The sequence below is a fragment of the Candidatus Lernaella stagnicola genome (assembly GCA_030765525.1).
GTDB lineage: Bacteria > Lernaellota > Lernaellaia > Lernaellales > Lernaellaceae > Lernaella > Lernaella stagnicola.
Genome location: JAVCCK010000025.1, coordinates 22,457 through 37,497, shown reverse-complemented (window position 1 = coordinate 37,497; position 15,041 = coordinate 22,457). Strand labels below are relative to the sequence as shown.

The 15,041-nt window shown below is 60.8% G+C and carries 6 protein-coding genes; 3 read left to right on the top strand and 3 right to left on the bottom strand.

Translation table 11 applies throughout. The features are described from left to right. Window positions 1–66: 66 nt before the first annotated feature. On the top strand, window positions 67–3,459 hold the full coding sequence (locus tag P9L99_11520; protein ID MDP8223980.1) for a hypothetical protein: 3,393 nt from the start codon (window positions 67–69) through the stop codon (window positions 3,457–3,459). 129 nt (window positions 3,460–3,588) lie between these two features. Then, a complete protein-coding gene (locus P9L99_11515; protein MDP8223979.1) occupies window positions 3,589–8,328 on the top strand; it encodes a hypothetical protein in 4,740 nt (1,579 codons plus the stop codon). 61 nt (window positions 8,329–8,389) lie between these two features. On the opposite strand, the gene P9L99_11510 is transcribed toward P9L99_11515, so the two are convergent. The 3 genes from P9L99_11510 to P9L99_11500 all read right to left on the bottom strand — a co-directional run bounded on the left by P9L99_11510 (window position 8,390) and on the right by P9L99_11500 (window position 12,729). Then, a complete protein-coding gene (locus tag P9L99_11510) occupies window positions 8,390–9,931 on the bottom strand; it encodes a hypothetical protein (GenBank protein ID MDP8223978.1) in 1,542 nt (513 codons plus the stop codon). After that, window positions 9,928–10,797, bottom strand: coding sequence for an ABC transporter substrate-binding protein (locus P9L99_11505; protein MDP8223977.1), 870 nt, complete (start codon window positions 10,795–10,797; stop codon window positions 9,928–9,930). Before P9L99_11505 ends, P9L99_11510 begins: the two co-directional genes overlap by 4 nt. A gap of 141 nt (window positions 10,798–10,938) precedes the next feature. Then, entirely contained in the window at window positions 10,939–12,729 is a 1,791-nt protein-coding gene (locus P9L99_11500; GenBank protein MDP8223976.1) for a hypothetical protein, read from the bottom strand. Between the two features lie 197 nt (window positions 12,730–12,926). Here P9L99_11500 and P9L99_11495 point away from each other — a divergent pair, with 197 nt between their 5' ends. After that, window positions 12,927–15,026, top strand: a complete 2,100-nt coding sequence (locus P9L99_11495) for a hypothetical protein (GenBank protein MDP8223975.1) — start codon at window positions 12,927–12,929, stop codon at window positions 15,024–15,026. Window positions 15,027–15,041: the final 15 nt, after the last annotated feature.

Sequence of the window (15,041 nt, the reverse complement as noted above, 5' to 3'; positions counted from 1 at the left end):
GATGCCTCACGCCTTCTACAATGGTTAGCAGGAGAGGTGGGCCGCGCAAGAGTACGGAGTTTAGCGATGACCCGAAAAGCATTTCTTATCTGGACCCTGATAATTTTGGTAATGGTACCGCTGACAGTCGCGATCGGGTGCGGTGGCTCGGACACCGATACTCGCGCCGATGGAGGCTTTGGCGACGATGACACGCCGCCGATTCCGCCCGTCGACGATGATGACGACGATACTGCGGGCGACGATGATACCGGCACGGACGACGATACCGGCACGGACGACGATACCGGCACCGACGACGATACCGGCACCGACGACGATACCGGCACGGACGACGACGACGACGACGATGACGACGACGATACCACCCCGCCGATACCAGGGCGGCCGTATGCCGAAATCAACAGTCCGGAAGACGGCGCGACGTACGGCTCCTACACCATCGATATCGATGCCGACATTTTCGAGGTTGACGATCCCGCCGACATCACCGTGACGATCGACAATTCGGATATCACGTCCGTGCTGACCGTGACGGCCACGAAGGTGACCGGCCAGATCACGGCGCCGATCGGTGGTTGGCACACGCTGCGCATCGACATGGTCAACGACAACGGCCCGGGTTCGGACAGCGCGGACTTCTTCGTCAACCAGCCTTACATCACGGTGCTCAAACCTGAACCCGGACAATTGGTTTCGCGTATTCCGCTGGAGGTTCAGGCCGAGTACGGCAACGTGGTGGAGGCGTCCATCGCCATCACCCTCGACACCAACGACATCACCGGGTCGCTCGAGATTTTCGGCGGCGATATTCACGGCGAAATCGGCGGTGTGGCCGAAGGTCCGCACACCTTGGTCTTCAGCGCCGAAAGCACGGCGACGCGGGACACGATTACCGTGGAGGTTAACTTCACGCTCCAGTTGCTGCCGCCGCACTTCGACGTCTGGCTAAGCGACAACCGCTTGTCGACCGGCGAGACGACCGAAGTGAGTTACATCTTCTATAACGAAAACGGGCAGGACATCACCGGGACGGTAACGGTCGACATTTCCACCGAACCGACGGGCGGCGTGGTGATCGATGAGAATTCCATCACGTTTTATTCGCCGGGCATTTTTCAGGTGTTTGTCGGCACGTTCTACAGCTCCACGTATTACACGGGCACGACCGTGGCGATCGTTACGGCGTCCGACCCGTACAACATCGACTTGACGCTTAATCCCACGGAAATCGCGGCCGGCGAGTCGACCTTCGCCGACTGGACCGTTACCGATGAAGACGGCAACGAGCTTCCCTCCGCGCCGGTGGCGTTTTTGTTCGATCCGCCCGTGGGCGTGACGAGGAACGGCTCGGAATTTACGATGACGCGCGCCGGTACGGTTTTCGTGACAGCCAACGTGATCGGCACCGACGTGTACGATACCGAGGCGGTTACCGTGAATCCGGGTCCGCCGTATCGACTCCATCTCGAATGCGAACCGCCGACGATCGACGTGGGTGAAACCGTCACCTGTTTCGTTGAGATGTTGGATGAATTCGACAACCTCATTCCCGACGAGCCGTATATCTACGAGGTAACGCCCAACATCGGGGCGACGATCATCGGCGACGAAATCACCTTCGATAATTCGGGTTATTTCGTGGTCTCCGCGACCTCGTCGAACTTTCCGGCGTACGACGACGACACGGTTGTGCAGGTAACCAGCTCAACGACGCCGGGTATCGAAATCACGAGTCCGGAACGCGCGCTCTACACGAGCGCCGCCGCCGTGGACGTTACCGGCTACATTTACGACGCCGACTTGTTGGATCCGGATACAACGGTCTACATGAACGAAATGGCGATCTATTTCGACTGGATGACCGGCGGATTCGGACCGGAAGAATTTACGCTGGCCAACGGCTTGAACGTCATCGAGCTGGAAGTCGTCGTCGATGAAGGCGGCCCTGCCGAACAGCGGGCGCGAGCCTCCACCAGTGTGTTGTACGCACAGTTTGAGTGGGCGAACGGAGCCACCGTGGAAGACGCGGTCGGGTTCCGTATCACCGATTACGGCTTCGACGATTTGGAAGCCGTGATCGAATCGTTCATCACCGATATCGACTTCGAAGAAATCATCATGGGCCTCAACCCGCTCTTCGACGAGAAGGTCGAGGTTTGGGGAATCACGATCGCCAGCGCCCGCGCCAACGTCACCGACGTAGAGTACGATCCGCCGACCGTGAATCTCGACGTGCAAACCGCGGCGATGGACACCTCGGCGCAGATGACCAACGTCGTGCTCGACTTCAACGTACGCGGCACGATTCTCGGCATCGGCTATTCGATCTCCGGCGACGTGTCGGTTGCGGCGGTCGATCTGTTTACGACGACGAACTTGTGGCTCGACCCGGCTACGGGCGAGATCATTGCCGAAATGGGCTACTTCGACGTCAGCCTTTCAGGCTTCAACGTCAGCATCAGCGGTTTCCCGGATGAACTGATCGACCTGTTTGAAGATACCGTCGCCGACGCCGTCGAGGATGCGGCGCGCGACGCGCTCCAGCAAATGATTCCGCCGTTGCTGCAAGAACTGCTCGGCGACATTGAGTTCGTCTTTGATGTCTCGTTGGGAGGCGTGGACTTTGCGTTCACCGCGCTGCCGGCCGAATTGGTGCTCGACGACGTGGGCATGACCACGTGGCTGGATGCCGACGTGGCGGCGTCATACCACGACCCGTCGGTGCGACCCTTCAACGGTTCGATCAAAACGCCGGGTAACCGGCCCGATATGGGGGCGAACACGATTCCCTTCATCGGGCAGGATTACGGCATCGGCGTGGCAATGTCCGACGATGTCATGAACCGCTTGCTGTACGAGTTGTACCGAACCGGCATGCTGCACCTGGATGCCGACGACGCGCTCAACGCGTGCGATCCGGTGTTCTACCTGCTGCTGCCGCAGATTTGCGACGAATACGGCACGGGCATGGGCGACAACGTGCCGCTGGATGTCAAAATCCGGCCTCAGTTGCCGCCGGTTTTCCGCTTCAGCCAGACCAAGTCCGGCACGCTGGAAACCGAGATACAGCTCGGTGACATGTTCATCTACCTGTACGCGGACGGCGCGGGCGGCCCCGAGCCGGTGTTGACGATTGCGGTCAGTTCGAAAATCCCAGTGGATATTACCCACGATTGGGGTACGAACTCGCTGAACCTGGAATTCGGCGACGTTTTGGCGGTGGCCGATACGATCAACAACCCGCTGGATATGCCGGAGAACCTGTTCGAGGGCTTTGCGCCGCTCGTGGTCGAGTTGCTGCTGCCGATTCTCAACGAGTTCCTGGGTGGCGTCGTGCTGCCGTCGTTTGAAATCGGCGGCGACGAATACCTGATTCAGGTCGCGCATATCCTGTACATCGGTTCCAATCTGGACTTCATGGGCATCTACGGCGCAATCGCGCCCGCGACGCCCTAAGGCCCGAAAAACACCTTCACGAGGCGCGGCATATGCCGCGCCTTTTTTATGCCCGCGCGAGGGACGCTGTTTGCTTTTGCGGTGGCGTCCGCCTACAATCAAAGTCGTTTTTGGATATGGGGAAAAACAATGATTTTTGAACGATTTTCTTGGTTGGTGCGAATCCTGTTGCCGTTGTTGCTCGTTTCACTTGGAAGCGTTGCGTGGGCGGACTCGTTGTCGCTTGCGCCGGCGGACGCACACCGTTTTTCGGCCGAATTCGACGAATACGGAGCGCAGATCACGGGGCTGGACGATTGGCAGGCCGATTTCGTGATGACGGCGTTCGGGAGAGAGGACGACACCCGTGTCGTGGAGACCGTCTCGCCCAGCCAAGCGCTGCGGGTCAGCCACCAACTCGGGTTGGGCGGTGAACTGCGCGTGTTCGAGGTCGTCGAATACGAGCGGCAATTATTTCATGAATGGTACGGCGCGGGGCCCGAAGGCCTGCGTTTGGGATTCGTGGTCGATTGGCGTCTTGCGGGCGCTGGTCTGCTGGTTTTCCAGGGCGAGTTCAACGGGGATTTGTCGGGACAAGCCGCGGCCTCCGGCGTCCAAGTGGTTTTTCGCGCGAGCGACGCGAAAGTACTCGCGTTGCAGGGTTTGCTCGCGGTTGACGCCACGGGCGTGGAGTTGCCGGCCTGGATGGAATACGAAGACGCCGGCGGCGTGGGCGTGCTGCGGCTCGTGGTGGACGACTCGCAGGCGCTGTATCCGATTTACATCGACCCGGTCGTGAGCGGCACCATACCAACCGCCGAGTTTGTGGACCACGAGATAAAAAGTGCCGCCGCGTTTGCCGTTAGCGACAGCGACGAGCTTTTCTACGCCGGTCTGTTGGATGCCGAAACGACGTTCGCGGCCCGATTCGCCGATCACAACGAAAGTTGGCGCACGGCGTTGCCACTCGAACTTAGCGGCGATATCTCCGTTGTGGCCGCCGCCGATGACGGCGGTGTGTACCTTGCCGGGGCGACCGGCGTGGAAGGCGGTTTGCTGATCACGAAGCTATCGGCGGGCGGCAAGGTGGCCGGGCGCTCGGTCGTGGTCGATCTGGATTGGGCCGATTGGCTTCTGGAAACCGAAGACGGCCTGTACGTGGCCGGCGGGCGGCGACTCAACGGTGAGGACGCGGTCGAAACCGGTGTCGTGAAGCTTTCGAAAGATATGCGGCAAACGGCGCCCTTGTGGTTTGCGCCAAACGATACGCTCGTGGAGATCGCCGACGGCGCGGCACGGGACGACGGGATTTTGCTGGCCGGTACCGCCGAGGTTTTCGGCGAGCGCTCTTTATCGGTGTGGGCCGTGGGCGGTGACGGCGCAACGAAGTGGCAGGCCGATCTCCCATGGACGGACAGTGAATCATCAACCGGAGCGGCGTTGCGGGTCGGGACGGACGGCTCGGTGTACGCGACCGGCTCGCTGGAAAACGAAGCGGGCGGGCGCGATATTCTCACTCTCAAATTCGGCGCGGACGGCCGGTTGTTGTGGAAGACGCGCTACGACGGCGCGGTGGGCGGCGACGACTACGCCGCGGCCATCGTGCTCGACGGCGCGGGCAATGTGCTGGTCGGCGGCGCGTCACAGGGCGCGGGCGGCGACTACGACGCGATCACGCTGAAGTACTTCGATCGCGGTCACGGAGCCGAACTCGCGTGGCAGGCGGTCTATGACGGCACCGGCGCGGGGGACGACTTCGGCGCTCGCTTGGCCGTGAGTGACACGGGCTACGTCTACGCGGCGGTCGCCTCGTGGGGCGCGGGGTCCGGCCTCGACATGGTAACGATTTGCTATGCCGACGCGGGCGAGTACGTCCTCGAGGATTGGGTTGCCCGGTACGACGCGCCGGCCGGCGGCGATCAACGGCCGCGGGCGTTGCGGTTGACGAGTAACTTCGAAGTGCTGGTCGCCGGTACCAGTCGCGACGCGACCGAAGCGGGCGAGGGTGTGGCCGTTGCCTTGTACAAGGCCTGCGTCGGCTGTCTTATCGACGAAGTGTGCGTGCAGGTGGGCGAGATGGCGCCGGGCAATGACTGCTTGTATTGCGCGCAGGTGGGCGACGAGGCGTGGACGGCGGTCGAGGACGGCGATCCGTGCGATGACGTGATGTTTTGCAACGGAGAGGACTCCTGCCTGAGCGGCGAGTGCACCGAGCATACCGGCGATCCGTGTACCGATGATGGGGTGTACTGCAACGGGCCGGAGTTCTGCAACGACATCGACGACATTTGCGAAAGCGGGCCGGCGCCTATCTGTCCCGACGATGGATTCTGGTGCAACGGCGCAGAGGCCTGCAGCGAAGATATCCAGGATTGCGGTCACGAATACGACGTGACGAATCCGCGATGCCCGGACGATGGGCAGTTCTGCAACGGCGACGAAATCTGCGACGAACTCAACGATACGTGCGATCACGGGCTCGAACCGAATTGTCCCGACGACGGCGTTTTCTGCAACGGTCTGGAAATCTGCGATCCGGAGCTTAACGCCTGCGGACACGCCGGTTACGACTGCCCGGACGACGGCGTCTGGTGCAACGGCGCGGAATACTGCGAGGAGAGCATCGAAGGTTGCACGAGTGAAAACCTGACGACACCGCGCTGTCCCGAAGATGAATTGTGGTGCAACGGTTTCGAATTGTGCGACGAGGAAAACGACGAGTGCGTCAGCGAACACGGGCCGGGCAATCCGCGATGCTTGGACGACGGCGCGTGGTGCAACGGCGAGGAGTATTGCAACGAGGAAGAAAACGATTGCATGAGCGATTATCCGCCGGGCGCCGATCGCTGCCCCGACGATCCGTTGTTCTGCAACGGCGAGGAATATTGCGACGAAGAGTTGGATGAATGTCTCAGCGAGTATGGGCCGGGCAATCCGCTGTGCACCGACGACGGCGCGTGGTGCAACGGGTCCGAGTTCTGCAACGAAGAGCTGGATTTATGCGATCACGACTACGACCCGGATACCAATCCGCGCTGTCCGCTCGACACGCTGTTCTGCAACGGCGAGGAGTTCTGCAACGAGGACGGGGATCTGTGCGACCATCAAAACGTGCCGGAATGCCCGGATAACGGCGTGTGGTGCGACGGCGCCGAGATTTGCGACGAGGAGGACGACTCCTGCACGCACGAGTACATCATGAGCGTCAATCCGCGTTGCCCGGTCAACGATGACTACTGCGACGGCACGGAATTCTGCGACGAGTCGAACGATCGCTGCTGGAACCAAGCCGTGCCCTGCGGCGACGACGGCTTCTTCTGCAACGGCGATGAAGGCTGTGACGAAACGCTGGATGTGTGCACGCATACGGGCAGCCCGTGTCCGGATGACACCTTGTTCTGCAACGGCGAGGAAAGCTGCGAGGAAGCGTTGAGTCAATGTGTGCACGCGGGCAATCCCTGCCACGATTTCGAGATCTGCAACGAAGAACTCGACCAATGCCTCGAAGCGTGCAACGGCTGCTTGATCGACGAGGTGTGTTGGGGCGACGGGCAACTCCATCCCGAAAACGAGTGCTTGATCTGCAACGACGATCTCAACGATGAGGATTGGTCGTTCAACGACGGGTACACTTGCGACGACGGTGTGTTCTGTAACGGCGAAGACTCCTGTCTCTCGGGTTCCTGCGCCGAGCACGCGGGCGACCCGTGCCCTGACGACGCGCTGTGGTGCAACGGGGCCGAATCGTGCGACGAAGATGACGACCAGTGCCTGCACGAATACGATCCGGCGACGAATCCGCGGTGCCCTGACGACGCATTATGGTGCACCGGCATCGAGTCTTGCGACGAGGCGGCCGACGAATGCGTCAGCGAATACAACCCGGTCACGCGCCCGCGCTGCCCGGATAACGCGCAGTATTGCGACGGCGACGAGTTCTGCAACGAAGGCGGCGATCTGTGCGACGCCACGGGCAATCCGTGTCCGCCGGGAACGATCTGCGAAGAGGGCGAGGACCAGTGTGTCGAGGAATGCTTCGGCTGTCTCATCGGCGACGTGTGCTACCCCGACCAGTCGCTCAATCCGGCTAACGACTGCTTGATCTGCGTCGTCTCGATAAACCCGAACGCCTGGATCGCCAACGACGGTGCGGCGTGCAACGACGGCGTTTTCTGCAACGGCGACGACTTGTGCCAAGGATCGCAGTGCGACATTCACGCAGGCGATCCGTGCCCGGACGACACGCTGTGGTGCAACGGCGAGGAGTTCTGCGATGAGGTGCTCGACGCGTGCGACGCGGCGAACGTGCCGGATTGCAGTGACGACGACCTGTGGTGCAACGGCGAAGAGTTCTGCAACGACGTGGATGATATCTGCGACGTGCAGAACGTGCCGGACTGCAGCGACGACGGCTTATGGTGCAACGGCGAGGAGTTCTGCAACGAGGACGACAACATTTGCGACACCACCGGCGACGAATGCCCGCTGGACGCCTTCTTCTGCAACGGTATCGAGGAATGCAACGAAGCCACGGACTCCTGTTACTCCACCGGCGACCCCTGCAATGACGACGGCCAGTTCTGCAACGGCGACGAATTTTGCGATGAGGGTATCGATTCCTGCGAACACTCGGGCGACCCGTGCGAACCCAACGAGCAGTGCGACGAGCAGCAGGATACGTGCGATGAAATCCCTGGCGACGACGATGACGACACGGCCGGCGATGACGATGACACATCTCCGCCGGTGGACGACGACGATGACAATAACGACGACAACGATGATGACGATACCGACGGCGACGCGCCGACTCCGCCGCCCGACGATGAGCCTACGCCTCGCCCGGTGGAAGACGACGACGATTCCGGGAGCGGCGGCTGTTTCGGTTGATCGCGCTAATCGAGCGCGGTCATACTCGATTTGGCGTTTCGTTTAAGAACGCAGGATCGGCCTAGTAGAACAAGAAACCGCCGGCCAGCCGCCAGGCCGGGTCGGGATCCTTCAGGAAATCGGCGGGGCGTTCGCCGTCGCTCGCTTCCCCCTGCCAGTAATTGCCGGGCAGAAAATAATCGACTTCGGCCAACCAGTGCAGCTTATCGGCGGGCGTGAACAGGAGCCAGAAGTCCAGTTCCGTGCCGTAGTAGCTGCCGGCGCCGTTGGCGATTTCGTCATAGCGCGTGTTGGTGACCGGGTCGGCGGGCACCGGGCGATCGAACTGCGCGGCCAGAGCGGCCGCCTGGAGATTCAGTTCGAGCCAGTCGGTGGGGAAAATCCTCGTGTACACCTTCCCGCCGATCAACCCGCTACCCTGCACGCCGGGCGAAACGAAGCCGGTGCTCACCAGGTAGGGGCCGCCGTCGAAAAACAAGCGCGTGAAGGTGAAATCGGCGTTGACGTCCAGGTAGCCGGAATAGCGCGTGGCGTCGGGGTCGGGTTTGTGTCCGGAGACAAACGCGCCCGCCGCGCCGACCCGCCAAAACGTGCGGCCGTAGCTCAAATCGACGAGAAACAATGACCCCTGCACAGTGTCGATATACGAGGCTTTCTCTTCCTCGGTAAGCGGCGCCTCTTCGTCTTCTTGAATTTCCTCGGCGGTTTCAATGATGATGCGTCCGGGATCGAGGTTGCCGAAGTTCAACACGGCGTTGAAGTCGAGCGCCACATTGTGCTGGGTGTAGAGCAATTGCAGGCCCGCCCAGAATAGTTGCCCGGCCGATTGCGACGCGAAGTCGGCATTGGATGGGCCGACCAGCCAAGTGCCGATGCCGGTGCCCCCGCCGCGGGAAACTTCGGGCGGCGAATTGCGGTCGCCCGCCGTGCGGTCGCGGAAACGCAGGTAGCACAAGTAAAACGACCCGCTCAGGAAAGGATTTTGCGGGAACTGATAGCTGAAGGAGGAATAGACGTCCTCGATGCGCTGGGTCTCCCGGGTGTCGACGACCGCGCCGGCGATGGTGAACTGCCCGACCGTGTCGTCGCGGTACCAAAAGGCCGCGCCTTCGGCATCGGGGTCGCCCACGACCAGCGAGTTGGGCGTGCCGTATCCCTGGCGGCCGATGCGGTAGCCGAGATAGCCGCCGACCTCGTGCTCGGCCTGGATGTAGAAATGCTTGATGCGAATTTCGCCGGTGCCGCCGGTATCGTTGTTGACGCGGAAGTCGCCGAAGCCTTGTTCGCGGCCGTATTCGGGGTTGACCTCGAAGGTGAATCTCCCGAGCACGTCTTCGGAAAACTGGGTCGTCAGAAAGAGGCGGAAGCGCGATTCGACGAGGTGTTTGTAGGCCTCAGTTTCGATTTCGTTGTTGAAATTACCGGTCGCCGGATTCAGCGCGCGGCCGAACACGTCGCTGTTGGCGCGAAAGTTTTCCTGCGAAACATAGAGTGCATGGAAGTAGATGTCGGCCGAGAGGCTCGGGTAGGCCGGGGTGTCCTCAGCCGTCGCGGCGCTTGCCGCCAGCAGGACCGCCACAACGATCAGCGATAGGCGTCTCATTTCCACGGTACCTCCTTGCGCCAATCAACATGGTCGAAGTAGCGCTCCTCCCAAGCGGCCAACAGGCCCGCGTCATCCAGTTCGTCGATTGCAACGTTCAACCAGCGCAGGAAATCGGGGTCGCCCGGTCGACAAGCGACAGCCAGCCGTTCCTTGGTGACCGGTTTCGTCAGCGCCACGAAACGACCCACGCGGCCCAGTTCACCCGCCTTTAGGTGGCGCAGGTAGGGGTCTTCGTGAATCAGGGCGTCGGCGTGGCCTTCCACGACCGCCTCGGTGGCCGACCGCATGTCGGGAAAACCGACGATTTTCGAATGGCGCAGCAGACGCTGGGACTTGATCTGAATCGTGGTTTGCTCCTTGACGGCCACAACCAGCGGTTCGATTTTCTTGAGGTCCGTCACCGAAGACAGCGGCATGGGCCGCACAACGTTTTCGACTTGAATCTGCGGCACTTTCGCGCGGGCAAGCAGCGCGGCCAACGTGGCGGTGTAATACGGGCGGGTAAAGGCGACCCGCTTCGAGCGTTCACTGGTGATGGTGATGCCCGCGACGGCCAGGTCGATCTTTCCGCTCTCCAAAGCGTCGATGAAATCGGTTGCCCGGACCGGCGTGAAGGTTACGTCGCGCTGAGGGTCCAAACCCATTTTCGCGGCGATGGCGCGGGCTAACTCGACATCGAAGCCGCGGGGCTGCCCGTTGTGCCAGAGACAGAAGGGCGGGTAATCGGCGTTCAAACCGATGGCGATCTTGCCCTTCTGCGTGATGGTTTTCATTTGCGGCGGTTGTTCGGCCACCGCGCCCCCGACCGCCAGCGACAACAATACTGCCAGGACGGCAAAGCATAGGATTCGCTTCCGCTTCATTGGCGAGTCCCCCTTCGTGTCGATTTGATCAACTATAGCGCGTTTGAGGCGGTCGACTCAATACGAACACCGGCGCGCGGCGGGAAGGAAAAACGCCCGACCCCAAAGGGCCGGGCGTGACAGGGTTGAGGTCGGTTTAATTTACGATGCGTCGAACAGTAACGAGATGATTTCGGGCAGTGTCGGGTGCGTCCAGACGCTGATCGCCGAGAGGTTGTTACTCCAGAATTCAACCGGGTTCCATTCGTCGATGTCCACGCCGTCGGGCAGGTCGATAGCCATGACGATCACGATGTCGTTGACCGAGCCGATGGGGCTGAATTGACTCGGCACGCGGAAACTGCTCGCCGTGGGCGGCAGCAGCGCGAAGGCCGATTCGTAGAGATCGGAATCAAAGAACACGGCGACGAAATACGCGTCGACATCGGCCTTGCTCTCCAGAGCCCAGGTGACTTCCTCGGTCATGCTGTTGTAGCTCGTGGCGGCCTCGTCGAAGTACGGCAGAAAGTCGCTTTGCGCTATTTCAACGCCGTCGGCCCAGGAGTCGGAGAAGGGCGCGTACTTGGCCGCGATCGTCATTTTGCTGGTCACGAATTCGGAAGCCAGCAGATCGGTTTTGATCGCGCCGAGAAGATAATCGGCATCGGGGATGTCGGCGTAACTCAAGGTCATGACGCCTTCATCGGCTATCGCGAAATCGAGTGGCGCGACGAGGCGGTTGGGGATTTCCGCGGCCAGCAGGCCGATGTAGTCGGCTCCCGCGTCCGGGTTGGCGATGGTCACCTCAAACGAATCCTTGGCGACGTCGACGGGCAGCATTTCCATGCCGGGCACGCCTTCGGTGTCCCAATCGGGCAGGGCGCCGGCGTAGGGCACGGTCAATCCGTCGGACAAGAAAGCGGGAAGGAGTCCCATCACAATTTCGAGGACGTCGTCGCCGTTGATGATGCCCTGGACGATTTCGGTCAGGGTTTCCAGCGTCAAAACGGAGCCGAGGTCGCAATCGAGCAACACACCGGCTACCGGCGTCTCGTTGGTCGTGGCCAGGTACGGAAAGCGATAGAAACTATGGTCGTTCATGCTGATCGCGATGCCCAGCAGGTTCAGGTCGAGCTCAGGCAGGTAGATGTTCTCGGGTAGGGGCAGGTAGTACGCGGCGTCGGCGGCGTCAGGCAACGTGATATCGACATGGTAATCTTCGTCGGTGAACACGAGCCCGAAATCGGTGCTGAAAAGCTGTTGCCGCGAAAAACCGCCGAACCCCGCGCCGATGTAGATCGGCTGAGTGATCAAGCCCGCCAGGGAGTTCGGATTGGTCAGTTCCAAGGGAGTGGCGTCGACATAAAACTCATCGCTGGCCGATAAGCTTCGCGGGTGGGTGTAGGTTTCGGGGCGCAGCCGGAAGTACATGACCGCCGCATCCGCCTTGTAGGTCCAGCTCATAAAGTCGTTTTTGCCTGCCGTGACCATGGTGGCGGCTTTGGTGAGGTCCACTTCGACGAAACCGTCGGCGTCGGTTGTGTATTCCGTGCCGCCGGCAATGACCGCGGCGTTTTCTATCGGTTCGCAAGGATCAGCGCCGTAGGCTTCCTCGTAGACGTAGACCGCGATGGTATCCCCCGCGGAGCCGCCGCCGATCAACAGACCTTCACCGATTTCTTCGGGATCGGGCAGGGTGCAGAAAAGCGATGAGAATTCCGTGTCAGGATCGTCGGGCGTGGTGTCGTTGTCGTCATCGTCGTTGTCATCGTCATCGTCGTCGTCATCGTCGTCACCGGCCGTATCGTCGTCGTTGTCATCGTCGTCGCCGCCGGGCGGGATGGTCGAGTCGTCGTTATCATCATCGTCGTCGTCATCGTCGCCGCAGCCGATGGCGGCGAACGTGAGGATCATCATAAAGGCCAGCAGGACAAGCAACCATTTCCGTTTCATTATTAACCTCCTTGAAAACCAGGGGGATCGAAATTGCGATTCAATATTAGTCTAAACCATTTTTTACGCTTGGCGTCAAAAGCGCCCGGCCGACCGATGAGGTTTGGTTCTTCCGATTTCTGCGCGCCTGCCTTGCCAAGCGCCGGCATTTTGGGGAATCTCGGCAGGTAGCGATTGGGGCCTGGAGGTGAACGGTCATGAAGCTTCGAATTCTGTTTCTTCTGATAGCCGTTTGTTTGGTGTTCGGCGGCCTGGCCGGGTGCGACGACGACGATGATAACAATGACGACGTCGCCGATGACGACACAAACGACACCGACGACGACGCCGATAATGACGATGACAATGTCGATGACGACACCAACGATGACGATGACGCCGATGATGACACCAATATTGACGATGATGACGACGACGATGACGACAACGATGACGACAATGACGACACGAGTCCCCCGCCGCCGCTGCCGCCGCCCTCATACGGTTGGATATTGATGGACACCAACCGCGATCACATTTCCACGGTGCTGGATCGGGCCGGTGATTTCGATATCGACAACGTGCATTTGTCGCACGGTTTGATCATGGACATCGACGAGATCAACCTCGACGAGGTTAAGGCCCAGATGCTGCAGGAGGTCGCTCAGGAAGCGCACGCCGTCGGTTTGGAAGTGTGGGTGTGGGCGCATGAATTCTACGGCAGCATGATCACCGCCTGTTTCGACCCCGAAGATCCGATGTGGGAAAATCGACGCGACGCCTACCGCGACGCGCTGGATCGCATTCCCGAAATCGACGGCGTCGTTTTGATGTTCGGCAGCGCCGACACCGAGCCGTGGTACGTGCTGTGCACCTGCGATTGGTGTGAGGAAAACGAGCCGACCGGCAACCCGCTGTTGGCATGGATGTACCCGCGCCAGCCGGAACGGGCGCGGATGGTCTACGATGCGGTCGGCCAGGTGGTGCTGGACGAATTCGGCAAGAAGCTACGCATGCGCACGTTCCTGCACCAACCGTTGGAAATTGGCTGGTTGCGGAAATCACTCACCGAGGGCGACGTCGATTCGCGCCTGATGGTGATGAGCAAGGATGTGCCGCAGGATTGGCAGCCGTACTATCCGCACAATCCGTTGATCGGCGACGTGGGCTACCGGCACCAGATCATCGAGATGGACCTCGGCAACGAATACTGGGGCAAGGGCGAGATTCTCAATTCGCAGGTTGATTACATTTTCTACCGCTATTCGCACGACCGGCTGGTGGGTGCCCGCGGCGGGGCGGCGCGCATCGAACGCGGCTCCGAGCACGCTTTGGGCACGGCGAACGAGATCAACGTTTACGCGTTTACCAGGTTGTTGCAGGACGAGGCGGCGACGCCGGATCAAGTGTACCGGGAATGGTTCCAGCAACGCTACGGTATCGGGCCGGAGACCCCCGCCGCCGATGCGCTCAAGGATATATTCCGCAACTCGTTCTATGCCATGCGCAAGATGTACTACACGCTCGGGCAGTGGACGATGATCAAGGGATCGGACATTCCGGATGGCGCCCGTTATCCGGAGCAATTGTGGGCGAGGGTGACGGCCTTCTACGACTTCTCCTGGCTCGACGCGTTCGTCGACTTGGTTGTGCCGACCGAGCAGACGCTGCGCGATTTGTGGCAAGAGGGAGAGGAAGCGCGGGAACTGGCCGGCGACAATCTTGCGGCGCTCGAGGGCCTCGAAGCCGCGTTCAGCAATCCGGATGACTACGCCGAACTTCACGAAATGCTGCGCCTGCACGTCGCGGCGGCGGAGGTTTGGCAACTGGTCGACGACACGACCTATCGCTTCGTGCATTTCACCTTGGGGCACCCCGGTCAGGCGGACTACCTGGAGTGGAACGCGCGCCGGCTACTGGAGCTGGCCGACGAAATCGAGGGCGTGTGGGGAGCGGGCGCGCCGCTGATCGCGCCGGGCCGCATTCGCGACTTCGTGGACGATTTGCGCCAGGGCTTGGCTCCGCAACCCGGCGCCACCGAGTACGTGCAAACCGCGCAGTACGACATCGCCGCGGAGGAGATCGGCGGCGGCGAAGTTCGCCTCACGTGGACCAGCAGCGAACTGACCACCCAATGGGTCGAGTGGAGCGACGAATTACCCAACTACGATAACGCGACCGACGAAGAAGAATTCCTGGCCACGGCGCACGAGGTGACAATCGAAGCCTCCGGCCGCACGGTCTATCGCGTGGCGGGTATCAACGAAGCGGGGCAACTGATTCGTTCCGCGGATTTCTGGTTCGGACTTGATCCCTAACTGGTTTTGCGTCGG